This window comes from Leifsonia xyli (assembly GCA_001647635.1).
Lineage (GTDB): Bacteria > Actinomycetota > Actinomycetes > Actinomycetales > Microbacteriaceae > Leifsonia > Leifsonia xyli_A.
Map to the genome: position 1 here is coordinate 2,358,394 of CP014761.1, position 26,464 is coordinate 2,384,857.

The 26,464-nt window shown below is 71.1% G+C and carries 31 protein-coding genes; 10 read left to right on the forward strand and 21 right to left on the reverse strand.

The features are described from left to right. Positions 1-93: 93 nt before the first annotated feature. Complete coding sequence (locus A0130_11615) at positions 94-1,119, forward strand: hypothetical protein (GenBank protein ID ANF33412.1); 1,026 nt, start codon at positions 94-96, stop codon at positions 1,117-1,119. Positions 1,120-1,128: 9 nt separating this feature from the next. Here the strand turns inward: A0130_11615 and A0130_11620 are convergent, their stop codons facing one another. Genes A0130_11620 through A0130_11635 form a run of 4 tightly spaced genes read right to left on the reverse strand, consistent with a single transcriptional unit; the run spans position 1,129 to position 3,553 of the window. Then, on the reverse strand, positions 1,129-1,785 hold the full coding sequence (locus tag A0130_11620) for a GDP-mannose pyrophosphatase (GenBank protein ID ANF32234.1): 657 nt from the start codon (positions 1,783-1,785) through the stop codon (positions 1,129-1,131). Between the two features lie 19 nt (positions 1,786-1,804). Next, positions 1,805-2,860, reverse strand: a complete 1,056-nt coding sequence (locus A0130_11625) for a ribonuclease BN (GenBank protein ANF32235.1) — start codon at positions 2,858-2,860, stop codon at positions 1,805-1,807. Beyond that, positions 2,850-3,128, reverse strand: coding sequence for a hypothetical protein (locus A0130_11630; protein ID ANF32236.1), 279 nt, complete (start codon positions 3,126-3,128; stop codon positions 2,850-2,852). The genes A0130_11625 and A0130_11630 overlap by 11 nt, the downstream gene beginning before the upstream one ends. Next, entirely contained in the window at positions 3,125-3,553 is a 429-nt protein-coding gene (locus tag A0130_11635) for a hypothetical protein (protein ANF32237.1), read from the reverse strand. Before A0130_11635 ends, A0130_11630 begins: the two co-directional genes overlap by 4 nt. A gap of 88 nt (positions 3,554-3,641) precedes the next feature. On the opposite strand from A0130_11635, the gene A0130_11640 reads away from it, so the two are divergent. Genes A0130_11640 through A0130_11650 form a run of 3 tightly spaced genes read left to right on the forward strand, consistent with a single transcriptional unit; the run spans position 3,642 to position 4,986 of the window. Next, positions 3,642-4,166, forward strand: a complete 525-nt coding sequence (locus A0130_11640; protein ID ANF32238.1) for a hypothetical protein — start codon at positions 3,642-3,644, stop codon at positions 4,164-4,166. Between the two features lie 26 nt (positions 4,167-4,192). Next, positions 4,193-4,612: a hypothetical protein gene (locus A0130_11645; protein ID ANF33413.1), complete on the forward strand. Its 420-nt coding sequence runs from the start codon at positions 4,193-4,195 to the stop codon at positions 4,610-4,612. After that, entirely contained in the window at positions 4,609-4,986 is a 378-nt protein-coding gene (locus A0130_11650) for a chromosome condensation protein CrcB (GenBank protein ID ANF32239.1), read from the forward strand. Before A0130_11645 ends, A0130_11650 begins: the two co-directional genes overlap by 4 nt. A 6-nt stretch (positions 4,987-4,992) precedes the next feature. On the opposite strand, the gene A0130_11655 is transcribed toward A0130_11650, so the two are convergent. Further along, positions 4,993-5,355 carry a hypothetical protein gene (locus A0130_11655; GenBank protein ID ANF32240.1) on the reverse strand — a complete coding sequence of 121 codons (363 nt, stop codon included), beginning with the start codon at positions 5,353-5,355 and terminating at the stop codon, positions 4,993-4,995. A 46-nt stretch (positions 5,356-5,401) separates the two neighbouring features. Here A0130_11655 and A0130_11660 point away from each other — a divergent pair, with 46 nt between their 5' ends. Continuing rightward, entirely contained in the window at positions 5,402-5,905 is a 504-nt protein-coding gene (locus tag A0130_11660; GenBank protein ANF33414.1) for a hypothetical protein, read from the forward strand. A 15-nt stretch (positions 5,906-5,920) separates the two neighbouring features. Here the strand turns inward: A0130_11660 and A0130_11665 are convergent, their stop codons facing one another. Continuing rightward, positions 5,921-6,373: a MarR family transcriptional regulator gene (locus A0130_11665; protein ID ANF32241.1), complete on the reverse strand. Its 453-nt coding sequence runs from the start codon at positions 6,371-6,373 to the stop codon at positions 5,921-5,923. Positions 6,374-6,478: 105 nt separating this feature from the next. On the opposite strand from A0130_11665, the gene A0130_11670 reads away from it, so the two are divergent. The 3 genes from A0130_11670 (at position 6,479) to A0130_11680 (ending at position 10,416) form a co-directional block, all read left to right on the forward strand. Continuing rightward, the gene (locus A0130_11670; protein ANF32242.1) at positions 6,479-7,681 is read left to right on the forward strand and encodes an MFS transporter; all 1,203 of its coding nucleotides are present in this window, start codon (positions 6,479-6,481) and stop codon (positions 7,679-7,681) included. A 51-nt stretch (positions 7,682-7,732) separates the two neighbouring features. Further along, on the forward strand, positions 7,733-8,671 hold the full coding sequence (locus A0130_11675; protein ANF32243.1) for a hypothetical protein: 939 nt from the start codon (positions 7,733-7,735) through the stop codon (positions 8,669-8,671). 116 nt (positions 8,672-8,787) lie between these two features. Further along, positions 8,788-10,416, forward strand: a complete 1,629-nt coding sequence (locus tag A0130_11680; protein ID ANF33415.1) for a hypothetical protein — start codon at positions 8,788-8,790, stop codon at positions 10,414-10,416. Between the two features lie 128 nt (positions 10,417-10,544). Here the strand turns inward: A0130_11680 and A0130_11685 are convergent, their stop codons facing one another. From A0130_11685 to A0130_11730, 10 genes are all read right to left on the reverse strand, one after another. Beyond that, positions 10,545-10,826: a hypothetical protein gene (locus tag A0130_11685; protein ANF32244.1), complete on the reverse strand. Its 282-nt coding sequence runs from the start codon at positions 10,824-10,826 to the stop codon at positions 10,545-10,547. Positions 10,827-10,985: 159 nt separating this feature from the next. Then, positions 10,986-12,026 (reverse strand): monooxygenase, encoded by a 1,041-nt coding sequence (locus A0130_11690; protein ID ANF32245.1) that lies wholly within the window; start codon positions 12,024-12,026, stop codon positions 10,986-10,988. After that, complete coding sequence (locus A0130_11695) at positions 12,023-12,550, reverse strand: hypothetical protein (GenBank protein ID ANF32246.1); 528 nt, start codon at positions 12,548-12,550, stop codon at positions 12,023-12,025. Before A0130_11695 ends, A0130_11690 begins: the two co-directional genes overlap by 4 nt. A gap of 13 nt (positions 12,551-12,563) precedes the next feature. Continuing rightward, positions 12,564-13,685, reverse strand: coding sequence for a stilbene synthase (locus A0130_11700; protein ID ANF32247.1), 1,122 nt, complete (start codon positions 13,683-13,685; stop codon positions 12,564-12,566). 133 nt (positions 13,686-13,818) lie between these two features. Beyond that, positions 13,819-14,991: a mannitol-1-phosphate 5-dehydrogenase gene (locus A0130_11705; protein ID ANF32248.1), complete on the reverse strand. Its 1,173-nt coding sequence runs from the start codon at positions 14,989-14,991 to the stop codon at positions 13,819-13,821. Next, complete coding sequence (locus tag A0130_11710) at positions 14,988-15,425, reverse strand: PTS mannitol transporter subunit IIA (protein ID ANF32249.1); 438 nt, start codon at positions 15,423-15,425, stop codon at positions 14,988-14,990. Before A0130_11710 ends, A0130_11705 begins: the two co-directional genes overlap by 4 nt. Beyond that, positions 15,422-17,035, reverse strand: a complete 1,614-nt coding sequence (locus A0130_11715; protein ANF32250.1) for a PTS mannitol transporter subunit IIB — start codon at positions 17,033-17,035, stop codon at positions 15,422-15,424. The genes A0130_11710 and A0130_11715 overlap by 4 nt, the downstream gene beginning before the upstream one ends. Before the next feature lie 28 nt (positions 17,036-17,063). Further along, positions 17,064-18,737, reverse strand: a complete 1,674-nt coding sequence (locus A0130_11720; GenBank protein ANF32251.1) for a phosphoenolpyruvate--protein phosphotransferase — start codon at positions 18,735-18,737, stop codon at positions 17,064-17,066. A gap of 2 nt (positions 18,738-18,739) precedes the next feature. Beyond that, positions 18,740-19,006 (reverse strand): phosphotransferase, encoded by a 267-nt coding sequence (locus A0130_11725; protein ANF33416.1) that lies wholly within the window; start codon positions 19,004-19,006, stop codon positions 18,740-18,742. 48 nt (positions 19,007-19,054) lie between these two features. After that, entirely contained in the window at positions 19,055-19,363 is a 309-nt protein-coding gene (locus A0130_11730) for a PTS IIB subunit (protein ID ANF32252.1), read from the reverse strand. 161 nt (positions 19,364-19,524) lie between these two features. Here A0130_11730 and A0130_11735 point away from each other — a divergent pair, with 161 nt between their 5' ends. Continuing rightward, a complete protein-coding gene (locus tag A0130_11735) occupies positions 19,525-21,429 on the forward strand; it encodes a transcriptional antiterminator (GenBank protein ANF33417.1) in 1,905 nt (634 codons plus the stop codon). 91 nt (positions 21,430-21,520) lie between these two features. Here A0130_11735 and A0130_11740 read toward each other — a convergent pair whose 3' ends face one another. The 4 genes from A0130_11740 to A0130_11755 form a co-directional block, all read right to left on the reverse strand. Next, the gene (locus A0130_11740; GenBank protein ID ANF32253.1) at positions 21,521-21,967 is read right to left on the reverse strand and encodes a hypothetical protein; all 447 of its coding nucleotides are present in this window, start codon (positions 21,965-21,967) and stop codon (positions 21,521-21,523) included. 97 nt (positions 21,968-22,064) lie between these two features. Then, positions 22,065-22,742 (reverse strand): haloacid dehalogenase, encoded by a 678-nt coding sequence (locus tag A0130_11745; GenBank protein ANF32254.1) that lies wholly within the window; start codon positions 22,740-22,742, stop codon positions 22,065-22,067. 37 nt (positions 22,743-22,779) lie between these two features. After that, positions 22,780-23,205 carry a hypothetical protein gene (locus tag A0130_11750; protein ANF32255.1) on the reverse strand — a complete coding sequence of 142 codons (426 nt, stop codon included), beginning with the start codon at positions 23,203-23,205 and terminating at the stop codon, positions 22,780-22,782. After that, positions 23,205-23,900: an endonuclease gene (locus A0130_11755; GenBank protein ID ANF32256.1), complete on the reverse strand. Its 696-nt coding sequence runs from the start codon at positions 23,898-23,900 to the stop codon at positions 23,205-23,207. Before A0130_11755 ends, A0130_11750 begins: the two co-directional genes overlap by 1 nt. 58 nt (positions 23,901-23,958) lie before the next feature. Between A0130_11755 and A0130_11760 the strand changes: the two genes are divergently transcribed. Then, positions 23,959-25,005: a hypothetical protein gene (locus tag A0130_11760; protein ANF32257.1), complete on the forward strand. Its 1,047-nt coding sequence runs from the start codon at positions 23,959-23,961 to the stop codon at positions 25,003-25,005. Between the two features lie 129 nt (positions 25,006-25,134). Here the strand turns inward: A0130_11760 and A0130_11765 are convergent, their stop codons facing one another. Continuing rightward, on the reverse strand, positions 25,135-26,400 hold the full coding sequence (locus A0130_11765) for an MFS transporter permease (GenBank protein ANF32258.1): 1,266 nt from the start codon (positions 26,398-26,400) through the stop codon (positions 25,135-25,137). Positions 26,401-26,464: the final 64 nt, after the last annotated feature.

Here is a 26,464-nt window from a genome sequence, read left to right on the forward strand (position 1 = left end):
CGACCGACCTCCCCAGGAAGACCCAGCAGCTTGCCCCAGTCCACTCCTTCCGTGCGGCCTCGCCGCGCAGCAAAGGCACCCATCGTGGTGGATGTGGAACAGCAGACGGAACTTTCGGCCGACCCGGTCAGCGCGTTCACCACACCCGAGCAGCTGAGCGCCGCGCAGCCCTTCACCAGCCGCCGTGCCGCCCTCGAGGCTGAGCGCAGCCGGCCGCGCAAGAAGGAGCGCGCCGTAACTGAGCGCGCCGTCCCGGAGCGTGCCGTCCGCGAGCGCATCGTCGTCAAGCCGAAGCGTGCCGAGCGCGCGCCGAAGGCCGCCCGCGTCACCCGCTCCGAGCGTCCGGCTCGCGCGCCGCGCGTCCGCACTCCGCATCCGGAGCGCCGCCGCTGGGGCGTGCACGCCGTCGTCATGGTGGCGCTCGCCGCGTTCTTCGGCACCGCCGCACTCCCCGCGTACGCCACGACGGGCGAGGGCTCGACCGTCGGCGCCGCGCGCACGGCTCTCGCGGTGCAGACGCTCACCGGAGGCGGCGTCACGCAGGTCGTCGCCCGCGACGGCCTCGCCATCCAGGAGAGCCCGCAGGCGCTCGACTCGACCATGAACACCACGGTGTCTCCGACCGTGCAGGCGCTCGCCGTGCAGATCATGGGCGCCGTGGCGTCCGGCCGTCTGGTCGGCTCGACGCCCAACCACATCCCTGAGATCGCCGACCTCGCCGAGGGCCACGCGGTGCCTGGCTGCGGCGTCGACTACCGCGTGCTGCAGGCCATCTCGGTCGCCCTCGACAACTTCAACCAGGTCGGCGTCAGCGACATCAACCGCCATTGCACGGGCCAGATCGAGGGCGCGGGCACCGACTCCGCCCACTACGCCGACGGCGGCGGCCACGCGGTCGACTTCTACCTGCTCAACGGCTCTCCGCTTACCGGTGGAGACGCCAAGTCGGTCGAGCTCATCAAGATCCTCGACCCGCTGGTCCCGAACGGCACCGGCCTCGGCCAGATCGGCTGCCGCTCGTCGATGGACCTCTCGAACTTCAAGCCGTTCGACGACACCTGCAACCACCTGCACATCGACTTCCTCAAGTCGGACGGCGCCACCCTCCGCTACGGCTGATCCGGCCGCTCAGCCGAAGAGGTTGAGCGCCGCCCACTGCACGAGGATGACGGTCTTGCCGTCGGCGATACGGCCGTCGGCCACCCAGTCCAGCGCCTCGTCGTAGGGGACGACCACGGGCTCGATCTCCTCGCCCTCGTCGGCCACCCCGCCGCCGCCGTCGATGTCGGCCGGCACGTACGGCGCCGCGTAGAAGTGCACGCGCTCGGTCACCGAGCCCGGGCTCATGTACAGGTCGAACAGGTGGGTCAGCTCGCCGATCCGCACGCCGAGCTCCTCCGCGGCCTCCCGGCGGATCGCCTCCTCGGGGCTGTCGCCGTCGAGCAGCCCGGCCGCCGACTCCACCAGCATCCCGTCCGGGTGCCCGTTCACGTAGGCCGGGAAGCGGAACTGCCGGGTGAGCAGCAGGCTGCGGCCGTGGGGGTCGTACAGCAGCACGGTCGCGCCGTTGCCCCGGTCGTAGGTCTCGCGGGACTGCGTCGTCCAGCTGCCGTCGCGCCCCCGATAGTCGAAGGTGGTGCGGCGGAGGACGTGCCAGCCGTCGGAGGTGACCTCGACGTCGCGGATGCGCACATCCGGGTTGCCGTCGAGTTCACGGCCCGTGCTGTGCAGCCCGGTGCGTCCGCGGCTGTCGGGGTGGTCGTGGCCGGGTCGCGCGTCGCTCATTCTTCGAGGCTAGCGGGCCTCAGTGCTTCACGCCGGTCCGGTACTTCCGTCGGAGATCGCGCGCTGCCAGGATGTCGCCGGCGTGCGCTTCGCGCGCCTTCAGCAGCGCCTTGTCCGATTTGAGGGGGAGCCGCAGCACATCGTCCGCTTCGATGCCCGCCACCAGCTCGCGTGCCCGTTCCACCTCGGAGTCGAGCTCGGCGCCGAAGAGGAGCGCGTTGTTGGCGATCCAGATCCACAGCAGGAACACGATGATCCCGGCGAGAGCGCCGTAGGTGCGGTCGTAGTTGCCGAAGTTGCCGACGTAGAAGGCGAACCCGGCCGACGCGATCCCGAGCACCACGATCGCCGCGATCGACCCGGGGGTCAGCCAGCGGATCCGCGGATGCTTGATGTTCGGCGTCGCCGCGTACAGCACCGCCACCAGCAGGACGATCACGACGATCACGATCGGCCAGCGGATGATCGACCACGCGATCACGAAGGCGTCGCTCAGCCCGATCAGGCTTCCGAGGAACTGCGCCACCGGACCGGAGACCACCAGCAGCAGCGCCAGGAGCGACATGAGCACCAGCGCCAGCAAGGTCACACCGAGCTGCACCGGCCGCAGCGTGAAGAACGTCCGGCCTTCCTGCACGCCGTAGACGCGGTTGAGCGCGCGGCCGAAGGCGCCGACGTAGCCCGACGCCGACCAGACGGCGCCGACGATTCCGATGACGAGGGCCCAGCCTGTCGCGGGGGACGACGCGAGGCCCTGGATCGGTCCCTTCAGCACGTCGGCGATTCCCGGGGCCAGGTCGTCGATCATCCCGAACAGCGCATCGATGCCCGCCTTGCTCTGCCCGACGATCCCCAGGAGGCTGACGAGTGCCAGCAGCGCGGGGAACAGCGACAGCACCGCGAAGTAGGTCAGCCCGGCGGCGAGGTCGGTGGCCTGATCTGTGGAGTAGCTGCGCATCGTCCGCTTGAGGATGAACCCCCACGGCAGGCGGTACCAGGGAAGGCTGTTACGGTCCTCGATCCGCCGCACCGCCTTGGCGCGGTCGCTGCCCACGCCTCCGCGGTCAGCCGGCACGCCCGCGCCTCCGCACGAGCAGCGTGGCGATCCCGGCCGCCGCGCCGGTCAGGATGAGGAAGAAGCCGGCGAAGAAGGCCGGATGAGAACGGATCTGCACCCGGATGTTGAAGGTCGCGAAGAGGTCGTCGAGCGTGCTCGCGAGCTCGTCGCGGGTGACCTCCAGGTCGAGCTTCAGCGTGTTGATGCCCGCGCCCTCCGGGACCGGCGGGCGTCCGGCCGGCCGCTGACCCTGGCGGCTGATCGACGGTGTCGTCTCGTTGGTCACGGCTGCTCCCCCTTCAGGGCCTTGGCGTCGGCGCTCAGCTCGCTGCCGAGGTCGTCGGGGACCGGGGGGACGCCCTTCTTGAGGCTGCGCATCCCGATCAGGCCGAGAACGACGGCGATGACGATCAGGATGACGCCCACGATGATCGCAGCCAGCCAGGCCGGGAGGATGAGAGCGAAGCCGAGCACGGCGGCCGTGATCAGCACGCCGAACGCGAAGAAGAGGAACAGCAGCGCGCCGACGAGCATCCCGGCGCCGATGCCCGCGGCCTTCGCCTTCGCCGCCATCTCGGCCTTGAAGAGGGCGAGCTCGGTCGAGATCAGCCGGCGCAGCTGGGCCACGAGGTCCTTGGTCAGCTCGGGGAGCGGACGAAGGCCCCGGGTGGTGCGGCGGCGCTCGCGCGGCAGCGGTGGCGTGTCGGCCATCGGGTCGGGCTCCTCTCAGACGCTGGTAGGCCGAACGTACCCCAGTGGCTCGCACGAGTGAACCCGTGGGATGGTGCACACTAGGGGCATGAACGGCAGCGAGCGGGCGGGACGCGGCGGCATCCTGGCGGCGGTGGTCCCCGGACAACCGGTCGCCGTCCTCGAGCAGGCGGCCCGCCTGGCCGATGATCTCGACCTCCCACTCGTGTGCGCGAACGTCGACCCCGACCGCTATGTGGTCTCGAGCTACGTCGACGGCACGGTGGTCGCGCTGCCGTACGACCCGGACCTGCCCGAGACGGAGGAGAAGCGGTTCGACCCGGACCTCGAAGCGCGCATCCGGTCCGTGCTCGACGGCCGCGGCATCCCGTATTCGCTGCAGCAGCTCGCGGGTGACCCGGCGTGGTCGCTGGCGCGCTTGGCCGACGACATCGACGCGCGCTACATCGTCGTCGGGACGCGCGAGGCAGGCCTGCGGGGGAGCGTTCGGGAGTTCTTCAACGGCTCGGTCGCGGTGCACCTGGCCCACCGGCAGCACCGTCCGGTCATCGTCGTCCCGCTCAACCCGCAGCCGGGAGCCCAGCGCTTCCCGTGGGAAGACACGCCGGTCTAGTGCCGGCCGACCGCCCCCGGGCCCCGCTGCATCTGCGGCCGCGCTCCCTCCTGCTCGTCTTCGTCGGCGGCGCCGTCGGCACGGCGCTGCGCTACCTGCTGACCCTGTCCGTTCCTCCGGTGGACGGCGTCCCTCTCATCACCCTGCTGATCAACATCACCGGCGCGTTCGTGCTCGGCTGGCTCCTGCAGACCCTCGCGCTGCGCGGGCCGGATGACGGCGCACGGCGCGACGTGCGCCTGTTCGCCGGGACGGGCATCCTCGGCGGGTACACGACGTACAGCTCCCTGGCGGTGGACACCGATGGGCTGATCGCCGCGCAGAGCGTCGGGCTCAGCATCCTGTACGCGGCGGCGACCATCCTCATGGGGGCGCTCGCGTCGATCGGCGGCATCGCGCTCGCGTCCGCCATCGCGCGGCGCCGGGCGGCGGGGGGACGATCGTGACCGCGCTCCTGGTCATCGCGGTCGCCGCAGCGGGCGGGGTCGGCGCGGTCGCCCGGCTCGTGTTGGACGGACTGCTGCGGTCGTGGCTCCGCATCGGCTATCCGATCGGTACGACCGTCATCAACGTGACCGGTTCGTTCCTGCTCGGCCTGGTCACCGGACTCGCGCTCGTCCACGGCCTGCCACCGGAATGGCGCGCGGTGCTCGGCACCGGCTTCCTGGGCGGCTACACCACCTTCAGCACCGCGAGCTACGAGACCGTGCGGCTCGCGCAGCAGCGGCGCTACCGGGCAGCACTCGTCAACGGCGTCGGGATGCTGGTTCTCGCGCTCGCCGCAGCCGGGCTCGGGCTGTGGCTGGGCCAGCTGGCCTGACGCCCGTCAGTCCTGGTCGGGCTCCTGCTCCATCCACCACTCGGTGAACTCCTCGGCCCGCCCGTCCTCGGCGAGGCGGATGATCCACAGGTTGCTGTAGATCGGACCGTCGCGGTAGTCGGTGACGCCCTCGACGAAGTACACCGGACCGTCCCGGCCCAGCAGCCGCCACTCGAAGGTCGCGGCTCCTGGGTCGTCCTGGGCGTCGAGCCAGCCCTCGACGATCTCCTCGTAGCCGTCCCACGGTTCGGCGAACGGCTCGGTGCGGTAGCTCGCATCCTCGGTGAACAGTGCCCGGATGTCGTCGGGGTCGTTGCTCTCCCACGCGCGTCGGTACAGGTCGATCCAGCTGGTGATCGCGTCCGCCATGCCCCCGTTATACGCCCTGGTGCGGGGCACCGCTACGCTGGGCCGCATGCGGGAGCCGTTCGACGCGTGGTCCGAGTTCAACGTCGCCGTCGCGGGTGCGGGCGCGGCGCTGGGCGGTCTCCTGATCGTCGCGCTGTCGGTGAACATCCGCACGATCGCCCAGTCGCGTGGCCTCGCCGCTCGCGCCGGAGCGTCCATCGCCTCCCTCATCCTCGGCGTCGCACTCTGCTGCCTGGCCCTCATCCCGGGTCAGGAGCCGCTCGGCTACGGCATCCAAGTGCTGGTCGGAACCGTGCTGTGCGGTTTCGTGGTCGTGCGTTCGGCTCTCGCGGTGCGGCGGGATGCGGTGCAGACGGGCTTCGGCCGGTACACCGTCGAGCGTGTGGCGCTCTTCGCGGCGCCGCCCGTGCTCTACGCGGTCGGCGGACTGCTCCTGGTCGGGCTGCATCCCGCGCAGGTCGGGCTCGTCGTGGTGGCGGTCGGGACCATCCTCGCCATCGTCACGACCGTGCTGTTCTCGTGGGTGGCGCTGGTGGAGGTGCTGCGCTGACGCGTCGGGCCGGCCTCAGGCGGGCTGGGCGCTGAGTTGCGGGAGGGCATCCACCAGCGGGGAGAGTTCCGGGATGTCGCGGGCCCCCTCGAGCGCACGGGCCAGCGCCGCGTCGTGTACGGGCCGGGCCTCGTCGAGCAGGCGGTGCCCGTCTCCGGTCAGCTCGGTGTAGATGCCGCGGCGGTCGTCGGCGCACAGGATGCGCGTGAGCAGCCCGCGCTCCTCGAGCCTGTTCACCAGGCGCGTGGTGGCGCTGGGGCTGAGCGCGCTCGCGCGGGCCAGCTGCTGCATCCGCATGTGCCAGCCGTCCTGACGGGCGAGCGCGTCGAGGACCGTGTACTCGACAACGGAGAGCCGGACGCTGCGGCTGAGCTCGCGCTCCAGCTCGGCCTCGATGTAGCCGTGCAGGGCCGCGAGTGTGCGCCAGCCGTGGGCGCGGACCTCCACGGCGTCGTCGGCGATGCCCATGTCGTCTCCCTCCGCACTTGCGCTTGTTAGTTGCACGTGCAACTATTTATGACGCGTCTGCAACTAACAGACTAGCGCACCCCACCTCATCCTGAAGGAGTCACCATGCCCGCCGGCCTGATCGCCCTCGCCCTCGGAGGGTTCGGCATCGGTCTCACCGAGTTCGTCATCGCGGGCCTCCTGCCCGAGGTCGCGGCCGACTTCCACGTCGACGAGGCCGCCGCCGGCTGGCTGATCTCGGGTTACGCGCTGGCGGTCGTCGTCGGCGCGCTCGGCCTGACCGCCGCCGCGACGCGCATTCCGCGCAAGGCGGCGCTCCTCGGGCTCATGGTCCTGTTCATCGCGGGAAACCTGTTGTCGGCGCTCGCCCCCTCCTACGGTGTGATGCTCGGTGGCCGCGTGCTCGCCGCGCTCTGCCACGGCGCCTTCTTCGGCATCGGCTCCGTCGTCGCGGCGGGACTCGTCGCACCGGAGAAGCAGGCCCGCGCGATCGCGGTCATGTTCACCGGCCTCACCGCCGCCAACGTGCTCGGGGTGCCCTTCGGGACGCTGCTCGGACAGGCACTCGGCTGGCGCTCCACCTTCTGGGCGATCACCGCGATCGGCGTCGTCGCGCTGATCGGGATCGCGGTGCTGGTGCCGCGACGTGCCGCCGACAAGCCGACGGCCGGGCTCCGGGGCGAGCTCTCCGCATTCCGCTCCGGCCAGGTGTGGCTGTCGCTGGCGGCCACCGTGCTCGGCTTCGGCGGGATGTTCGGCGCGTTCACCTACATCGCCTACACGCTGACCGGGGTGTCGGGCTTCCCGTCCTCCGCCGTGCCGTGGCTCCTCATCCTGTTCGGGCTCGGTCTGTTCGCGGGCAACTGGGTGGGCGGACGGCTCGCCGACCGCTCGATCGACCGGACGCTGCTGTGGCTCCTCGCCGCCCTCGCCGTCGTGCTCGTCGCGTTCGCCCTGGTCGCGGGGCTGCCGGTGGGAGCCGTGATCGCGCTCGTCCTGATGGGCGCGTTCGGGTTCGCCACCGTGCCCGCGTTGCAGCTCCGGGTGCTCTCGTACGCCTCCCACGCGCCCACTCTCGCGAGCGGGGCGAACATCGCGGCGTTCAACCTCGGCAACGCGCTGGGCGCCTGGCTCGGCGGCCTCACGATCGCGGCCGGGCTGGGCTACACCTCGCCGCTCTGGGTGGGTGCCGCGATGACCGTCGGCGCACTGACCGTGGTGGTCTTCGCCGCCGCTGCGGCCCGGCGCGGGCGTTCGGGAACCGAACAGGGCGCCGAAGCGACGTCGGAATCGACTCTTCCGGTCTAGTAGACAGCGGCGTACACTCGCCCTCGTCTCGAACGGTCAGGGGGTGATCGTATGCCGGAGGTGGCCGAGGAGCCGCACCGTCGCTTCATCACCCCTGCGCGCGCGCTGATCGGTTCCCTGATCGCCGGCGCAGGACTGACCGTTCTGGGCTTCCTGGCCGGAGGCACATCCGCCTCGGCGGCCGAGCCCGCACCGCCTCCCGGAGCCGTCGGATCCCTGGTCTCGAGTGTCACCGGCGGCGTCGGCGACACGGTGGGCGCGGTGACGCAGGCGGTGGCTCCGGCTGTTCCGGCGCCCGTTCAGGATGTGGTCTCGGCGGTCGTCACGCCCGTCGCGGACGTCGTCGACCAGGTGGCCGACCAGGCGCCGGTCGCGAGCGTCGTGGAGCCGGTGGCGTCGACCGTGGATGAGGTCGTGGCGGCGGTACCGGTGGTCCGGGATGTGCTCCCGCCGGCTCCGGTGGCCTCTGTGACGCAACCCGTCGCGGGTACGGTCGACCAGGCTGTCTCGGATGTGGCGGACGCGGTCGACACGGCCGTGGCGCCGCTCGCTCCGAGCACCACAGACATCTCGACTCCCGCTCCCGAGCTGGGGTCGGTGGCAGCGGATGTGCTCGCCGCCCTCGGCGCGCCTCAGGCGCTCTCGACACCGCTCGCCGCAACGCTCGGTGCTGCCGGCCTCGGCGTCACCGTCTTCGCCGGCGCGCTGCCGCTGCCGCTTTCGGCGGGCGCGAGCTCTGTCGGCACTGGACCGCTCGGCGGCGCCCCCTCGGCGCCCGGCGGCGACCCCGGCAGGGGTCTGCCCGCCGGCGGTTCCGTCGGCTCCTCGGGAGCTGCGGGCGGCGGCCCCGGCGGAGCTGCGCCGTCGGCCGCGGCGACCGCCGATCGATTCTTCCTGCCCGGCTCCGTCCGGAGCGGGCTCAGCGGCGCGGCCTCGGACGATCACGTCCCCGGCGGCCCCGTCGCCGACCACGACATCAGCCCCGACTGAGTGGGTCCCGGCTGCCTTCTCGGCAGCACGCGACCGTGCCCGGCGCCTCTGTGCGCGCCCGGGCCCTCCCACTCATTTCGAAAGGCTGACTCATGAACAAGTACGTCTCCAGGGGGATGTGGTTCACCCTCTGCGTCGGCGGCCTCTGGCTCGCCGGAACGGCCGCCGCCAACGCGGCCGAGAATCCAGGCGGCGACGGCGTCGCCACCGGCGACCATGCGGTCGTCGGCGTCTCGATCCCCGTCTCGCTCGCCGGCAACGGCGCCTCCGTCGTCGGCGATTCGTCCAGCTCCGGCTCGACCGCATCCGCGCCGGCGGCTCCCGCGCCCTCCGCGACCATCTCGCCGGATGCGGTGAGCGGTGTGCTGAGCGGCGACCAGGCCGTGGCCTCCGTCAGCGTCCCGGTGAACGTCTCGGGCAACGCGATCAGCGTTCTCGGCGACGCAGCCAGCTCCGACTCGGCGGCCGCCGGGTCCGGCAGCTCGGGGGCGGGCAGCACGGCCACCTCGTCCGGTTCGGACGGCGTCGCCTCCGGCATCCAGGCGCCGGTCGCGGTGGATGTCCCGGTGACGGCGGGCGGCAACGCGATCTCCGTCGTCGGCGACTCGACCTCGACGGGCTCGAGCGCGACGTCCGGCTCGACCGGTTCCGGCGCGACGGGTTCCGGTGCCACCGCGACGGGCTCGGGGACGGATGGCGGCCTGCTGTCGGACATCCAGGCCGTCGTCTCGGCCAGCGCACCGGTGACCGCCGGCGGCAACGCCGTGTCGGTGGTGGGCGACTCGTCCAGCACCGGCTCGACCGCCCCGGCTCCGGGCGCGGGTGGCGGCGCGACCGCGACCTCCGGTGGCTCGGACGGCGGGGCGCTGTCGGGTATCCAGGCTCCGATCGGTGCGGCGGTGCCGGTGACCGCGGGTGGCAACGCGGTGTCGGTGCTCGGTGACTCCACCACGTCGGGTGCGTCCACCACGGGCCCGGCCGCGGGCAGTGGTTCGACAGCCACCTCGGGTGGTTCGGATGGTGGTCTGCTGACCGGCGTCCAAGCTCCGATCGGTGCGGCGGTTCCGGTGACTGCAGGCGGTAACGCGGTCTCGGTGATCGGCGATTCGACCACGTCGGGCTCGACGGCCTCGGCCCCGGCCCCGGCCGCGGGTAGCGGCTCGACGGCCACCTCGGGTGGTTCGGACGGCGGTGTGCTGACCGGGGTCCAGGCTCCGATCGGCGCGGCCGTCCCGGTCACCGTCGGCGGTAACGGCATCTCGGTCGTGGGCGACTCCACGTCGACCGGTTCCACCACGGCGCCGGCCGCCGGTGGGGCGACGGGCGGGACCACGGGCGGGACGGACGGTGGCGGCCTCCTCGGCGGGGTCGACCTGCCGATCGGCGTCGACGTCCCGGTGACGGTCGGCGGTAACGCGATCAGCGTGATCGGCGACAGCGCGACGGCCGGATCCACCACCCCGGGCGCTCCGACCGACCCGACCACGCCCACCACCCCGACGACCCCGTCCACGCCGATCACCGCCGGTTCGGACATCGCGACGGTGACCGCCTCGGCGGCCGGCGTGACGACGCTCGCTGCGGACGGTGCCACTGGTTGGAGCGCTACGGGCAGCAGCTCGTCCCTCGCGTCCACCGGCTCGAACGAGCTCGGTCTGGGTGCGCTGGGTGCGCTTCTCGCTCTGCTCGGTGTGATGCTGGCGTTCACGGCGGCCAACCGCCCGCGCCGCCACCACACCCGCTGAGTCGGGCGACAGCTTCCCGGCACGTCGGCACCCCAGCCGCCGGCGTGCCGGGAACTCGTCATGCCCGGGGGCGGCACGGCTCACGGCCGGCGACGCCTCCAAGAAGTGCAGGTCAAGGCCCAGAGGGCTCAGAACCCGATCGGCCGTCCCGGGGTCAGCGGCTCGTCGTTGCCGACGAAGGCCTGGCCGCCGTTGTAGGCGCGCTCGCGACGCTGCACCTCGGCCAGGAGCGCCTTGTTGATCATCTCCGACCAGCTGGTATCACGCTCGTCGTACGAGGTCTGGCGGTAGGCGGCGCGCGCACGATTGCGCATGGCGTCGGTCAGGTAGAACGTCACCGTCGTCCTCTTCTTGGGGACTTTCGGCGTCGGCGGTGCGTCCTCCGATGGAGTCGATGCTGAATGGCCCATGTCTCACCTTCCGGCATATCGGATGTCGATGTCTATCTGAGACAGATACTAATCGTTCCACCCTCGTCGAGGCCACAATCCACAGATGCTACACATGCTTTAAAAGCCCGGAAATGCATGCAAAAAGGACGCACAACGCCGACGCGCCGATGCCGCTCCTCAGCGCGAGAGACGCTCGACGATCGACCCGAACAGCTCGGGGCGCCGCGCGGCGGTCGACACGATCCGCGGCCGATAACGCGACCGCGCCGCCACCACGAGCGCGGAGGTCAGCATCCGGAAATCCCGCGTCGTCGCCCGCCACGCCCGCTCGTACCGCTCCATGTCGCCGGAGCGGACGGCGGCGATGGCGGCGCGTGCCTGCGCGAAGCCGACCCGCATCCCTTCGCCGGTGAGCGCGTCGACGTACCCGGACGCGTCGCCCGCGAGCAGCACGCGGCCCGTCGACCGCGATCGGGCCCGCTGCAGAAGCGGACCGGCGCCGCGGGGCTCCGAGACGGCGGCGACGCCGTCCAATCGCCCGGCGAGCTCGGGGATGCCGGCGATGACGGCGTCCACATCCAAAGGCCGCGCGCCCAATACGGCGACGCCGACGGTCCGCTCGTCGACGGGGGTGACGTAGGCCTCCGCGCCTGACGACCAGTGCACCTCCACGAGCGAGGTCCACGGCTCGACGGCGAAATGCTTCCGCAGCCCGAACCGGCGGCGCGAGCCCGGCTGCGACCGTCCCTCGAGGCCGACCATCCGCCGCACGGGGGAGTGGAGCCCGTCCGCGGCGACGACCCACGGGGCGTCGACGGTGTCCCCGTCGTTCAGGGTGAGCGTCACGCCGTCGCGCCGCTGGGTCACGCCGGTGACCTTCGCGTGGATGCGGTGGGCGCCGAGTTCGGCGGCGCGCTCGGCCAGCGCCTGGTGCAGCACGGTCCGCCGCACGCCTCGGCCCGGACGCTCGGCGAACCGGTGCTCGACGCGCGAGGCCGCATCCACGTAGGCGATGCCGTCGAGGCGGCGGCCGGCCGGGTCGACGCCGATCCGGTGCAGCGCGGCCAGTGCGCCGGGCATCAGACCCTCTCCGCAGGCCTTGTCGATCGGGCCGACGCGCGGCTCGACGAGGACGACGTCCATGCCGTCGATCCGGGCCTCGATCGCGCACGCCAGCCCGATCGGCCCCCCGCCGACGACGACGACATCCGGTCTCATGCGCGGGCGGGCTCCCCGAGCACCGTTACCAGGGCGCGGTTCTCGCAGCGGATGCGCACCACGAGCAGCCAGGCGTTCAGCACGGTGAACGTGAGGGCCGTGATCCACGCGGTGTGCACGAGCGGGAGCGCGAAGCCCTCCACCACCACGGCGACGTAGTTGGGATGGGTGAACCAGCGGTAGGGGCCGCGGTGGACGAGCGGGAGGTCGCGCACGACGATAACACGGGTGTTCCAACGCGGTCCGAGCGTGCCGATGCACCACCAGCGCAACGCCTGGCTGGCGAGCACCAGAACCAGCATCGGCCAGCCCAGCCATGGGATGAACGGGCGGTCGAGGAACCACACCTCCGCCAGACAGGCGAGCAGGAGCCCGGTGTGCAGAGCGACCATGGGCGGAAAGTGACCGCGGCCGAACTCGACACCGCCGCGCGCGAACGACCACTTGGCGTTCCGGGTCGAGACGATGAGCTCGGCGATCCGCTCCGCGCCGGTGGCGAGAATGAGGAGCGTGTACCAGATCACGACGCGGCCCGGATCATGAGGCGATCGCCTGCGCCGGGGCGCTTACGGACGTCGGCGCGGCCCGGCGCTCGCCGTCGGCCCAGCGCAGCAGCACCAGTTCGCTCGTCACTCCGGGACCCAGCGCGAACAGCAGTCCGATCGTCCCGGTGGCGTGCGCATCCAGCTGCTCCGCGAGCACGTGGAGCACCGCGGCCGAGGACAGGTTGCCGACGTTCGCGAGCGACCGCCAGCTGGCGTCCAGCGCGCCCTCCGGCAGGTCGAGCGCCTGCGAGAACGCCTCGAGCACCTTCGGTCCGCCGGGATGGGCGGCCCACGCCCCGACATCGGACACCTCGAGCCCGTGCGCGGCGAGGATGCCCCGGGCGTCGCCGGCGAAGTTCCGCTCGATGACCTCCGGGACGCCCGCGCTCAGCACGATGCGGAACCCGGTGCCGCCGATGTCCCAGCCGATCACATCCGCGGTGTCGGGATAGATGTGGCTGCGCGAGTCCACGACCTCCGGACCGGGGAGGCCCAGCTGCTCCGCGCGGCGGTCGCCGACCATCACGACGGCGGCGGCGCCGTCGCCGAACAGGCCGCTGGCGACGATGTTGGCCATCGAGTCGTCGCTCGCCTGCACGGTCAAGGAGCACAGCTCCACCGACAGGAGGATGGCGACCTCATCCGGGTGGCCGGCCAGGTAGTCGTTCACCCGGGCGATCCCGGCTGCGCCGGCGACGCATCCCAGCCCGAAGCTCGGCAGTCGCTTGACGTCAGGACGCAGCCCCAGGCGCGAGACGAGCTGGGCGTCGATCGACGGCGCCGCGATGCCGGTCACCGAGGTGAAGAGGAGGAAGTCGACATCGGCCGGCGCGAGTCCTGCGGACGACAGCGCCGCGGTGAGGGCGCGCTCGGCGAGCGAGGTGCCCTCGGCGATGAAGTAGTCGTTCGACTCCTGGAAGGACGCGAGCGAGCTGTACCGCTCCAGCGGCATCACCAGGCTGCGGGTCTGCACCCCGGAGGATGCGTGGATGCGCCGCATCACCTGCTGCCGCGCGGGGTCGGACGTGATCATCGCGAGCAGCGCAGCGGTGATCTCCCCCTGGCTGTAGCTGCGCGCGGGGAGGACCGGCGCGACCGACACGATTCGACTCACAAGCGAAACGTACCACCGGCCTCAGCGCCCGACACCGGTCGTCGGCGAACACCCAGCCCCGGCCCCCGAGCACAGGAAAAACGCTCCGGATCGGGGGAATCCGGAGCGTTTTTCCCGTGCTGGGGGGCACGGCTCAGAGGGACTCGTCTCGGCGGTCCTGTTGTGCGGTCACGACGACCGCGGTGAGGGGGTCGTGGAGGGTGTCGTCGGGAGCGACGCCCATGACCTCCTCGACGATGGCTGAGGCATCCGCCTCGTCGAGCAGCCGCTGCAGCTCGACGCTCTGGCTGTCCTCGGGAACGTCGAAGCGGAGGGCCGCGCCGATCGCCGCGAGCAGGCCATCGGGGACGCCGCCCACGAACTCCGCGTAGTCGGACGCCGGGCCGACGAAGCGGTCGTTGCGGCCCAGCTTGCGGATGGGCTCGCGGCCGACGCGCGTGACCTCGTCCACGAGGTACGGATTGGCGAAACGGCCGAGGATCTTGGCCCGGTAGGCGGCCAGCTCCTCCTCCGACAGCCCGTGCTTCGCAGACAGCGCCGCCGACGTCTCGCGCAGCGCGGCCTCGGCGGCCTCGCGCACCTCGGGGATGCCGATCGCCTCGCTGATAGTCGTCGCGCCCTTCAGGAAGCCCGTGTAGGCGACCGTCGCGTGGCCGGTGTTGACCGTGAACAGCTTGCGCTCGATGTACGGACCCAGCGAGTCCACGAAATGCGCGCCCGGGATGCGCGGCTCGTGGCCGCCGAAGGGCGTGCGGTCGACGACCCACTCGTAGAACGTCTCAACGGTCACGTCGATGCCGGCGTCCGGGGCCTGGGCCGGCACGATCCGGTCGACGGCGGTGTTCGCGAAGACGGCGCGCGCGCCCAGCTCTTCGCGGGTGTCGTCGTCCGGCAGCCCGTCCATCAGCTCGGCGGCCAGCAGGTCGGAAGCGCCGATCGCGTTCTCGCACGCCATGACGGCGAGGCGCGGGGCGTCCTCCGCGCGGGCGGCGAGCCCGCGGGCGATCACCGGCGCGACGAAGCGGAGGATGCGCGGTCCGACCGCCGTCGTGACGACGTCCGCCGTCGCGATCTCGGCGACCAGCGCCTCCTCGTCCGTCGCGCTGTTGATCGCGCGGAACCCGGTGACCGTCCTGGTCTCCGACTCCTCGCCCACCAGGTGGACGTCGTAGGAGTCGGCGGCGGCCAGCGCGTCGATCAGCTCGGCGTTGACGTCGGCGAACACGACCTCGTACCCGGCTTCGTGGAGCAGGAGCCCCACGAAGCCGCGTCCGATGTTGCCCGCACCGAAGTGGACGGCCTTCACTCGTTCACATCTCCCAAGAGCGCGTACAGGGTGTCCGCATCCGGAGCCTCCAGCAGCTTCTGCACGTCGTCCTCCTCCGAGAAGAGGATGGCGATCTTCGACAGGATCTCGAGGTGCTCGTTGTTCTGCCCGGCGATGCCGACGACGAACCGCACCTCCTCGCCGCCCCAGTCGAGCGGCGAGGAGTAGCGGATGAAGGACAGCGCCGACCGCTTGATCTCGTCCTTGGACTCGTTGGTGCCGTGCGGGATGGCGAGGCCGTTCCCCATGAAGGTGGAGACGGTGTTCTCGCGGTCCTGCATCGAGTCGACGTAACCCGGCTCGACGGCGCCCGCCCTCACGAGCAGCTCACCCGCCTCGCGGATCGCGTCCTCCCGCGTGGTCGCGGAACCCGCCGCCACGACGTTCGCCCGGTCGAGAATCGTGTCGGTCATTTGTTGGCGTCCTCCGGGGTCTTCTGCTGGTTGGCGACGAGGTCGACGACCTCGTCGTACTTGGGGCTGTTCATGAAGTTGTCGACCGAGACGTGGAGCGAGTTCGGCGACTGGCCCTTCGCGCGGTCGGTGAGCTCGCGCTGCGTGATGACCAGGTCGGCGGTGCCGTCGAGGTTGCTGATGGCCTGGTTGGTCACCGTGACGCCTTCGACGCCGGCCTTCTTCATCTTGTTGCGCAGCACGGACGCGCCCATCGCGCTCGAACCCATCCCAGCGTCGCACGCGAAGACGATGTTCTGCACCAGTCGCTTGGTGGCGTCGCCCTCGGCGTCGCCGGTGTCGTGCTCGCCCTCCTGGACCAGGCCCTCGAGGATCGACGACTCCTTGCCCTTGTTGGCCTCGGTCTGCGCGACGGCGGCGGACAGGTCACCGGCGTTGCCGGCGGCGAGGTCGCGCTTGCGGCTGGCCCGCAGGATGATCGACGCGGCGATGAAGGACACGGCGGCCGCGAGCACCACGGAGAGCGTCACGCCCACGAAGCTGTCCGCCGGGGTCTGCAGCAGCACCGCGATGATCGATCCGGGGGAGGCCGGGGCGCGCAGGCCCGATCCGAAGGTGACGTTGGTGGCGATGCCGGTCATGCCGCCGAGGATGGCCGCGATGATGATGGCCGGCTTCATGAGCACGTACGGGAAGTAGATCTCGTGGATGCCGCCGACGAACTGGATCAGCGCGGCGCCCGGTGCGCTCGCCTTGGCGATGCCCAGACCGAAGATCGAGTACGCGATCAGGATGCCGAAGCCGGGGCCTGGGTTGGCCTCCAGCAGGAACAGGATCGACTTGCCGGTCTGCTGCGCCTGCTCGACGCCCAGCGGGGTGAGCACGCCGTGGTTGATGGCGTTGTTGAGGAACAGCACCTTGCCCGGCTCGATCAGGATGCTCGCGAAGGGCAGCAGGTGCGCCGAGACGAGCCAGTTGACCGCGCCGCCGAGGACCGAGCTCAGCCACTCGACGATCGGCGCGATTCCGAAGAAGGCGGCGATCGAGAGGAGCATGCCGACGATGCCGGCGGAGAAGTTGTTGACCAGCATCTCGAAGCCGGCCTTGATCTTGCCCTCCCAGAGGCGGTCGACCTGCTTCATGACCCAGGCGGCGCCCGGCCCGAGGATCATGGCGCCGATGAACATCGGGATGGTCGATCCGACGATCACGCCCATGGTCGCGATCGCGCCCACCACGCCGCCGCGGACGCCGTAGACCATGCGGCCGCCGGTGTTCGCGATGAGCAGCGGGAGCAGGTACGTGATCATCGGGCTGACCAGGCCGACGTACTGCTGGAAGGTGTGGCCGCTCGGGTCCTGCGAGAGCACGGTCGCCGCGCCCTGCCAGCCGATCTTCGCCTGGTCGCCGAAGCCGCCGAGGATCGGGCTGATCGCCCATCCCGTGTTCTGCAGCCATCCGGTCGCGATGAACAGGGCCGTGATGAACCCCCACGCGATGAACGCGGGGATGTTCGGCATGACCATGTTGGAGAGGAAGGTGCCGAACCGCTGCACGTGGACGCGTGCGCTGCTCGGCTTCTTCGGCGTCGTCGCTGTCGCCGTCGTCATTTCGGTGCCTCTTTCTGGTGTGTCGGGGTTAGGAGGTGAACCGCTCGGCGGCCGCGCGGACCGCTTCCCGGGCTTCGGCCGCGCCATCGGCGGCCAGGGCGGTCTCGGCCAGGGATCGGGCCTGTCCGAGGGTGTAGCGCTTGAGGGAGAGCCGCACGTCGGCGAGGGCCGCCGGCGACATGGAGAGGGTGGTGGCGCCGAGTCCGACGAGCACCACGGCGAGCAGCGGGTCCGCTGCCGCCTCGCCGCAGATCCCCACCGGCTTGGAGTGCGCGGCGCCCGCCGCGCCGACCTCGCCGATCAGGCGGAGGACGGCGGGATGCCACGGGTCCTGAAAGCCGGCGACCGAGCCGAGGAGGCGGTCGGCCGCGAGGGTGTACTGCGTGAGGTCGTTGGTGCCGATGGACGCGAAGTCGGCCACCTGGAGGACGCGGTCGGAGAGCAGCGCGGCCGAGGGCACCTCGACCATCACGCCGACCGTCTTGAGCCCGTACTCGCGGCCCAGCTCGGTGAAGTAGCGCGTCTCCTCGACGGTGGACACCATCGGCGCCATGACCCACAGGTCGGCGTCGGTCTGGGCGTCCGCCTCGGCGAGGGCGGTCAGCTGCTCGCGGAGGATGTCCTCATTGGCGCGCAGCGAGCGCAGACCGCGGAGGCCCAGGGCGGGGTTGTCCTCGTGGGCGTCGTTGAGGAATTCCAGCGGCTTGTCCGCGCCGGCGTCGAGCACCCGGACGACGACCTTCTGACCGGGGAACGCGCTCAGCAGCTTGATGTACTGCTCGCGCTGCTGCTCCACGGTCGGCGCCATGCGCGCATCCAGGAACAGGAACTCGGTGCGGAACAGCCCGACGCCCTCGGCGCCCGCGGCGACCGCGCCCTCGGCGCCTTCGGCCGAGCCGAGGTTCGCCAGCAGCGGGATGGGCGTGCCGTCCGCGAGGGCGCCCGGCTCGACGCCGCCAGCGAGCGCTGCCGCGCGCTCGTCGATGCGGCGCTGCGCGTCGGCGCGCTGGTCGTCGGTCGGTGCGACCGTGACCGTGCCGGTGGCCGCATCCACGACGACCTCGTCGCCGTCGGAAAGCTGGTCCGCCCCGGCGGCGCCGACGACCGCGACGATCGACTTCTCGCGCGCCAGGATCGCGGTGTGCGAGGTCGGTCCGCCCTCCTTGGTCACCAGCCCGAGCACCTTCGTCAGGTCGAGCAGGGCCGTGTCGGCCGGCGCGAGGTCGTGGGCGACCAGGATGTACGGCTCGTCCGAGTGCGGGACGCCCGGCGCCGGCTTTCCTTCGAGCGCCGCGACGACCCGCTGCGAGACGTCGTCGAGGTCGCCGGCGCGCTCGCCCATGTAGCCGCCGAGGTCCTTCAGCATGTCGCGGAACACCGCGAAGCCTTCGAACACGGCGCGCTCGGCGGTCTTGCCGCCGTCGATCCGGGAGGCGACGTCGTCGGCGAGGGTGGAGTCCTCCGCCATCATCGACTGCGCCTCGAGCACGTCCGCCGCGGTGCCCGTCACGGTAGAGGCGCGTTCACGCAGGTCGGCGGCGACCGCGGCCACCGCCTCCTGGACGCGCGCCTTCTCCTCGTCGGGCGTGCGCGTGCTCGGCTGGTCGGCCGGCTCGGGCAGCGGGGCCGACATCCGCAGGACGTGCCCGATGGCGACGCCCTGGCCGATGCCGGCGCCGGTGAGAGTGGACGAATCGCTCATGATCAGGCGTCGTGGTCCGTGGCCAGGATCTCGGCCAGATCGTCGAGGACGGCCTCGCCGTTGTCGGCGTCGGTGGTGAGCACGATCTTGTCGCCGTGGTCGATGCCCAGTGAGATCACACCGAGGATGCTGCCGGCGTCGACGGTCTTGCCGCCCTCCTTCGTCAGCTTCACTTTCGCGCCCGAGCCGTTGACCGCCTCGACGAAGAGCTTCGCCGGGCGGGCGTGCAGCCCGTGCGCCGATCCGACGGTGATGATCCGTTCAGCCATGGTCATGATCTCCTTCGCTCCGTGCCGGCCGAGTGGCCGCTGTGTCTCTCATAGTGTCGTCGCCTTGGCGCTGAGGGCCAGGTCCAGCGCGCGCTCGCCGTCGAGGGCCGCGGGGGAGACGGGAGGCAGCACGGCCACGGCCGTGCCGGTGGCGGCGGCGCGTTCGCGCAGTCCGGGGACGGCGTACTCGAGGTGCGCGCCGACGAGGACGACGTCCACGCCGTCCAGGGAGTCCAGCTGGCTGGCGCTTCCGGGCTCGACCTCGACGATCGTCCCGCGCGTCCGGGCGGCGCTGCGCAGCTTGACGGCCACGAAGGTGCTGGACGCGCCGGCGCCGCAAACGACCACGATCCTCATCGATCTTGCCTTTCCGGGGTGGAGCTCATGGGACGTCGATCATGGTCCCTCCGGCCGCAGGGGCGGTTCCAGCAGCGTTTCTTCCGGGGGTGCGGAAAGATTGGCGGAACTCCCGGCCGCAGCCCGGCGGGGTGGTTGACTCGTCTCGGAAGGTGGTCGCGGTGGCGCTCTCGGCGAAGCAGACGAGGATGCTCGACATCCTCGCGCGCCGTGCTGCCTGGGTGACGGCGGGCGAGCTCGCGCGCGACATCGGCGTGACGACCCGCAGCATCCGGTCGTACGCCGCCGCGCTCGGCGAGCTGGTCGAGTCGGGGCCGAGCGGTTACCGGGTCAAGACCGACGCGTACGCCGCCTTCCTGGCCGGCGACGGCACCTCGGAGGCGGGCACCGCCGGGTCGCCGCAGGAACGGCTGGTCTTCCTGGTCCGACGCCTGCTCGACGAACCCGAGGGCGTGGATGTGTACGAGACCGCCGAGAGCCTGTTCGTCTCCGACTCCACCATCGAGTCCGACCTGACCCGGATGCGCGGCCTGCTGGCCGGCACCGAACTGTCCCTGGAGCGGCACGGCGGCACGGTGCAGCTGCTCGGGCCGGAGATCGCGCGGAGGAAGCTCCTCTCGCGGCTCTTCCGCGACGAGATGCGGCAGAGCGTGGTGGACGTGGCGCGCATCCAGGAGGCCTTCGGCTCGCAGGGGCTGGCCGAGTTCAAGTCCGACCTGGTGGCGATGCTGGACGCGCGGGGCTTCTTCGTCAACGAGTACGGCATCAACGACGTGCTGCTCCACATGGCGGTCGCCCTCGACCGGGTCGCGAAGGACCGCGTGCTGCCGACGGTCGAAGAGCCGGAGGCGAGTGAGACCATCCGCTCGCTCGCGCGCGACCTCGGCGAGCTGATCGCGCGGCATTTCGGCACCGCCCTCGACCCGACCGAGCTGCGCTACCTCGCCATCCTGATGCGGACGCGCGTGATCGCGCCCGGCGCCGGACGCGACACGGTCGCGGAGTTCGTCAGCCCCGCCGACCTGGAGGTGGTCCGCGGCATCATCGACCGCGCCTCCACCGAGTACCTGGTCGATCTGCACGACGAGGACTTCATCGTGCGGCTGACCCTGCACGTCCAGAACCTGATCGCCCGGGCGCACGAGAACTCGTACTCGCGCAACCCGCTCACCCGCTCCATCAAGAGCTCGTACCCGATGATCTACGAGCTGGCCGTGTACATCGCGAGCCGGCTGCAGGCGGCCGAGGGGATCGCCGTCAACGACGACGAGATCGCCTACATCGCGATGCACGTCGGCGCCTACCTGGAGCAGCAGTCGCGGCGGCGGGATGCGGTCACCTGCGCGGTCGTGTGTCCCAACTACTACGACATGCACATCCTGCTGCGCGAGCGGCTCGAGAGCACGCTCGGCGACGAACTCGACATCACCAGCGTCATCACCTCCACCGACGCCGACTGGGACGCGATCGACGCCGATCTGGTACTCACGACGATCGACCCGCTGGTCCGGCGCGAGAACACGGTCATCGTGCAGCCGTTCCTGACCGAGACGGATGTGGAGCACGTGCGGCAGGCCGCCTCCCGCATCCGCCGCCAGCGTCATCGGGCGCGCATCAAGAGCGAGCTGCTGGAGTACTTCGACGAGAGCCTGTTCCTGCGCAACTTCTACGCGCGCGACCCGATCACGATGATCCGCGCCCTCGGCGACCGGATGATCGCGGCCGGCGCGATCGACCAGGAGTACGTGGATCAGACGGTCGAGCGCGAACAGATGTCGTCGACCGCGTTCACCGACTCGCTGGCGGTTCCGCACTCGATGACGATGAGCGCGAAGCGCACGGCGATCGCGATCGTCGTCAACGACACCGCGATCGACTGGGGTGATGCGCGGGTGAACGTCATCGCGTTCATCGCCTTCTCGGCGGAGGGACGCGCATCCTTCCAGACCGTCTTCGACCAGTTCGTCGAGGTCTTCTCCGACCGCGACGCCGTGCTCGCCCTCATCCGCCGCGCCGACACCTTCACGGCCTTCATCGACGAGCTCGTCCGCATGATCGACGCCTGACACACCCCCCAGTACGCAAAGAGTGCACGCCGACCGGGTGGTCAGCGTGCACTCTTCGCGTACTCGACGGCGGGGCGTCGAGCGGGTGGTGTCAGTTGGCGGTGACGGCGTAGGTGACCGAGACGCCGGGAGTCTTCACCGCGACGGTGTACTTGTCGTTGGTGAAGACGGCGGCGGAGTCGGTGGCGCCGGCCTGCTCGGTGTAGCCCTTGTCCTTCAGCGCGGACGTGGCGTCGGCGAAGCCGTTCTTGCCCGACGGCTGAACGGTGACCGACCAGCCGTTGTCCTTGTCGCCGCGGGCCACCACGACGGTGCCCTCGACGAGCGGGACATCGCTCTTCGGGAAGTCGGCGGGGAGCTCCTCGGACGTCTGGCCCGAGTCCGAGCCTGCGTCAGCGGTGGCCTTGGACGAGGAGGACGACCCCGGCGTCTGCGGGGTGACGTAGTTGCCGTTGCCGTTGGACGAGCAGCCGGCCAGCGTGGCGATAGTCAGGGCCGCGACGATGGCGGCCGGAACGAACGGATTACGTGTGCGCATGTTGATTCCTAGTGCTGTATGAGGTGCGGTATCGCAACCACTCAGCCTACTCGGCGATGTGCTCCCGCGCGGGACAGTGCCTGCACGGAATTCTCGTTCAGCCCAGGAGCAGCTGGCTCAGCTGGTCGGCCGAATGCACGACCGCGATCGCGCCCGCAGCCTCGGCCGGGGAGCCGTAGCCCCATTCGACGAGGATGGTCGGCAGCCCGTGCGCGCCCGCGCCCTCGACGTCGTACGCCCGGTCCCCGACCATCACGGTGTGGTCGAGGTCGACGCCGCGCTCGCCGAGGCGTCGCAGGGCCTCGGCCACCACGTCCGCCTTCGCGCTGCGGCTCTCGTCCTCGGTCGCGCCCGTGATGACGTCGAAGTACTTCGCGAGGCCGAAGTGCTCGAGGATGCGCGTGGCCTGGATCTCGGGCTTGCTCGTCGCCAGCGCGATCGGGATGCCGGACGCGTGGACACGCTCCAGCAGGCCGCGGATGCCGGGGAAGACGGCCGAGTCGAGCGCGCCGTGCTCGGCGTAGTCCGCGCGGTAGACCGCGAGCGCCTCTCGGGCCTCGGGCTCGGTCATGCCGCCGAACTTCTCGAGCGAGTCGAGCAGCGGCGGCCCGACGTACTCGAGCAGCTGGGCGGGGGTCGGCACGGGTCGGCCCAGCGTCGCGAACATGCGGGCGAGCGAGGAGGTGATGCCGGGGGCGGAGTCGGTGAGGGTGCCGTCGAGGTCGAACAGGATGCAGGTCCAGGTGCGGGTGACGGTGGGGGTCGGGTTGGTCATAGCGGTCCTACTGTATGTCAGGTATCTGGAGCCCGGGTCAGCGCTCGCTGAGGGCGGACTCGATGTGGGAGCGCGCGACCACCATGGTGTGCTCCGCTCCCGGGTCGAACTGCACGGCCACGAAGTCGGCGGTGCGGATGAACCCGAGCGCCTCCAGCGCGGGCACGATGACGGCCTGGACGCGGGCGCCCTCGCCCTCCGCGGTCTGCGCGACGGCAGCACGGAGCGCGTTCATCGATGTGAAGAGCGGCAGCACCGCCTCGCCGGTGGTGGAGCTGATCGTGCGGAGGCGCGTGTCCTGCGGGGTGGACCCGGTCACATCCACGACCAGGCCGCCCTTGGTCGCGGCGGCGAGCAGCGCATCCAGGTTCTCGAGGGTCGGCTCGGCGGTGATCGCCGCGAGGGCCTTCTTGACGGGGCCGTTCTCATAGCTCTGCGGGAAGCGCGGTGCGGGGCGGGCCATCAGAACAGCCTGCTGTCGCTGTCGTCGAGGCCGCGCATCGCGTCGTAGTCGAGCACCAGGCAGCGGATGCCGCGGTCCTCGGCGAGCGTGCGGGCCTGCGGCTTGATCTCCTGAGCGGCGAACACGCCGGTCACGGGCGCGAGATGCGGGTCGCGGTTCATCAGCTCGAGGTAGCGGGTCAACTGCTCGACGCCGTCGATGTCGCCCCGGCGCTTCAGCTCGACCGCTACCGCGGCTCCCTGACCATCGCGGGCGAGGATGTCCACCGGCCCGATTGCGGTCATGTACTCGCGCCGGACCAGCACATGGCCGTCGCCCAGCAGGTGGATCTGCTCGGCCAGCAGCTTCTGCAGGTGCGCCTCCACGCCGTCCTTCTGCAGCCCGGGGTCGACGCCGAGGTCGTGCGAGGTGTCGCTCAGGATCTCGTGGATCGAGACCACGAGCATGTCGGCGGTCTTCGCCTGGGTGACGCGCCACACCTCGCGGATGCCCGCCGCCTGCTGCAGCTCGTCCGGCTCGTCGACCGTCAGCGTGCAGGGCGGGCTCATCCAGTTGAGGGGCTTGTACGAGCCGCCATCGGAGTGGACGAGGAGGCTGCCGTCCGCCTTCAGCATCAGCAGGCGGGTGGCCAGGGGGAGGTGCGCGCTGAGCCGGCCGGCATAGTCGACGGAGCAGGTGGCAATGACGAGACGCACCGGGCAATCCTACTTGGGGTCATCGGACTACGTGCGCGCGCGGTGGTTGGATGGGCGCATGTCCCGCGAACTCCTCATCGGCACGTACACAGAGACCCTCCCGCACGTCGACGGCCACGCGGAGGGAGTGCTGTCGGCGACGTTCGACGGGACGACGGTGACGGACGTGCGGGTTGCGGCGCGGGTGACGAATCCCTCCTGGGTGTCGGTCGCACGCGGCGGCGCGGCGGTCTACGCGGTGAGCGAGAACGAGCCAGATGGAAGCGTCGTGGCTTTCTCGCGGGCGTCCGACGGCGCTCTGACGGAGCTCGGCTCGGCGTCGAGCGGGGGAGCGTCGCCGGCGCACCTGGTCGTGCATCCGACTCTCCCGTTGCTCGTCACGGGCACCTACGGGAGCGGCACCGTGTCCGTCTACGCGCTGGGCGACGACGGCGGCCTCGGTGAGCGGACCGCGTTCGTGCGGCACGAGGGACGCGGCCCCGACCCGGAGCGGCAGGAGGCGCCTCACGTGCACCAGCTCAGCATCGACCCGGTGAGCGGCGATGTGGTGGTCGTCGACCTCGGGCTCGGCGAGGTGCGCTGGTACGCGCTGTCGGACTCCGGCGAACTCGCCCTTCGGCCAGAGGCGACGGTGGTCCTGGGTTCGGCCGGCCCGCGGCATCTGGCGTTCACCGCCGACGGGACGCGCGCCCTGCTCGTCAACGAGCTCGACTCCAGCATCGACGTGCTGCGACGGGAGGGCGAGCGGTTCGTGCGGGTGCAGAGCACGACGACGCGGGCGGATGACGCGACCGGGGACAATGCGCCGGCGGCGGTCTGTATCACCTCATCCGGCACGACCGTGCTCGTGAGCAACCGCGGCGACGACACCATCGCCGTGTTCGCGTTGGACCCGTCCGAGTCGCGCGTCTCGCTCGTCGCCACAGTCCCGGTGGGCGGGCGGTCGCCGCGCGACCTCGTGATCACGCCCGAGGGCGACCGCGTGCTCGCGGCCTGTCAGGACAGCGACGAGATCACGGTCTTCGCGTTCGACGAGCCGACCCGCGCGCTCACCCTCCTCGGCGCCTCCCCGGTCCCGACACCGGTCCGCATCGCCTTCCCCTGACCTCACTCACGCGCCTCGATCTCACTCACGCGCCTCGGGCACCTATCCAGAGCGCGAAGTGCAGCTTCTTGCGCGGTTCGGCGGCGTGTCGACCGCAGGTAGCTGCACCTCAGCGAGCGGAAGGTGCGCCTAGGCGGGGTCGGAGGCGGGCTCGCGGGCGGGCGCGGGAGCGGCGACCGGGCGGACGGCGGGAGCGGCGAGGAACGCCGCGACCAGCAGCGCGAGGACGAGGAACAGCGCGTTGAGCAGCCCGAAGTGCTGGCCGAGGAAGCCGATCAGCGGAGGCCCGGCGAGGAACGCGCAGTAACCGATGGTCGCGACGGCCGACACCCGGGCGGCCGGGTTCGCCGTGCCGTCCGCAGCGGCGGACATGCCGAGCGGGAAGCCGAGCGAGACGCCGAAGCCCCACAGCACGGTACCGATCACGACCAGCCACATCGGGCCGCCGACGATGAACAGCACCAGTCCGACAGCGCCCATCGCCGCGGTGATCCGAATGGCGGCCACGCGCCCGATGCGGTCCACGACCGGGCCGCCCACCACGCGGCCGACGGTCATCGCCGCGACGAAGAAGCCGAAGACGACCGCACCGACGGAGTTGCTCTGGCCGTGACCGTCGACCACGGCGAGTGAGATCCAGTCGTTCGCGGATCCCTCCCCGAAGGCCATGCCGAGCATCACGATCCCGATCAGGATCAGTCGCCAGTCGGCCCAGACCGCGAGCGACGAGCGCAGGCGCTCGCCGAACGGGATCCGCTCGGTCGGAACCGCCCCCTGGTCGCCCAGCTCCGCCTCGCGCGGGATGAAGCGGACGGCCACGACGGCGATCACGACGATCACGACCGCCATCCCGCCCAGATGCCAGACCACCGGTACCGCCAGCCAGGCGGCGAGTGCGCCGAGGCCCGCGCCGATCACGGTTCCGAGGCTGAAACAGGCGTGCATCAGCGGCAGCAGCGTCTTGCCGATCTCGCGTTCGACCGCCGTCGCCTCGACGTTCATCATCACGTCGACCATCCCGTTGCCGAATCCCAGCAGCACCAGCCCGATCGCGACGAGCGGGACCAGGTGGAAGACGGTCGAGCCGAAGCCGATGCTCAGCATCCCGACGGCGACGATGGAGAGCCCCGCGACCATCCCGCGGTGCGGTCCGAAGCGGAGGAGGATCGGAGACGACGCCGTGAGGCCGACGATGGATCCGATCGACAGCCCGAGGATCAGCAGGCCGATGGCAGCAGGGTCCTTGCCGAGGCCCAGGTCATCACGGATGCCGGGGATGCGCGCCACCCAGGTTGCGAGCGAGAGCCCGCTCAGGATGAAGATCACGAACACCGCGTTACGCCAGGCTCGCAGCTCTCGGCGGGTGCGCGTCGGGGTGGAGGTCGGCTGTGACATCGGTGCGATTCCTGCGGGTTCGGCGGCTCGAATCGTTTCGATCGAAACGATTCGACTAAGCTAC

Bases quoted from the DNA above. Each gene is read 5' to 3' on its own strand.
- A0130_11685 (ANF32244.1), bottom strand. From the start codon at position 10,826: ATGGGCCATTCAGCATCGACTCCATCGGAGGACGCACCGCCGACGCCG.
- A0130_11670 (ANF32242.1), top strand. From the start codon at position 6,479: ATGCCCGCCGGCCTGATCGCCCTCGCCCTCGGAGGGTTCGGCATCGGT.
- A0130_11690 (ANF32245.1), bottom strand. From the start codon at position 12,026: ATGAGACCGGATGTCGTCGTCGTCGGCGGGGGGCCGATCGGGCTGGCG.
- A0130_11760 (ANF32257.1), top strand. From the start codon at position 23,959: ATGTCCCGCGAACTCCTCATCGGCACGTACACAGAGACCCTCCCGCAC.
- A0130_11765 (ANF32258.1), bottom strand. From the start codon at position 26,400: ATGTCACAGCCGACCTCCACCCCGACGCGCACCCGCCGAGAGCTGCGA.
- A0130_11620 (ANF32234.1), bottom strand. From the start codon at position 1,785: ATGAGCGACGCGCGACCCGGCCACGACCACCCCGACAGCCGCGGACGC.
- A0130_11750 (ANF32255.1), bottom strand. From the start codon at position 23,205: ATGGCCCGCCCCGCACCGCGCTTCCCGCAGAGCTATGAGAACGGCCCC.
- A0130_11720 (ANF32251.1), bottom strand. From the start codon at position 18,737: ATGAGCGATTCGTCCACTCTCACCGGCGCCGGCATCGGCCAGGGCGTC.
- A0130_11660 (ANF33414.1), top strand. From the start codon at position 5,402: ATGCGGGAGCCGTTCGACGCGTGGTCCGAGTTCAACGTCGCCGTCGCG.
- A0130_11740 (ANF32253.1), bottom strand. From the start codon at position 21,967: ATGCGCACACGTAATCCGTTCGTTCCGGCCGCCATCGTCGCGGCCCTG.
- A0130_11725 (ANF33416.1), bottom strand. From the start codon at position 19,006: ATGGCTGAACGGATCATCACCGTCGGATCGGCGCACGGGCTGCACGCC.
- A0130_11680 (ANF33415.1), top strand. From the start codon at position 8,788: ATGTGGTTCACCCTCTGCGTCGGCGGCCTCTGGCTCGCCGGAACGGCC.
- A0130_11745 (ANF32254.1), bottom strand. From the start codon at position 22,742: ATGACCAACCCGACCCCCACCGTCACCCGCACCTGGACCTGCATCCTG.
- A0130_11640 (ANF32238.1), top strand. From the start codon at position 3,642: ATGAACGGCAGCGAGCGGGCGGGACGCGGCGGCATCCTGGCGGCGGTG.
- A0130_11675 (ANF32243.1), top strand. From the start codon at position 7,733: ATGCCGGAGGTGGCCGAGGAGCCGCACCGTCGCTTCATCACCCCTGCG.
- A0130_11655 (ANF32240.1), bottom strand. From the start codon at position 5,355: ATGGCGGACGCGATCACCAGCTGGATCGACCTGTACCGACGCGCGTGG.
- A0130_11715 (ANF32250.1), bottom strand. From the start codon at position 17,035: ATGACGACGGCGACAGCGACGACGCCGAAGAAGCCGAGCAGCGCACGC.
- A0130_11730 (ANF32252.1), bottom strand. From the start codon at position 19,363: ATGAGGATCGTGGTCGTTTGCGGCGCCGGCGCGTCCAGCACCTTCGTG.
- A0130_11710 (ANF32249.1), bottom strand. From the start codon at position 15,425: ATGACCGACACGATTCTCGACCGGGCGAACGTCGTGGCGGCGGGTTCC.
- A0130_11665 (ANF32241.1), bottom strand. From the start codon at position 6,373: ATGGGCATCGCCGACGACGCCGTGGAGGTCCGCGCCCACGGCTGGCGC.
- A0130_11635 (ANF32237.1), bottom strand. From the start codon at position 3,553: ATGGCCGACACGCCACCGCTGCCGCGCGAGCGCCGCCGCACCACCCGG.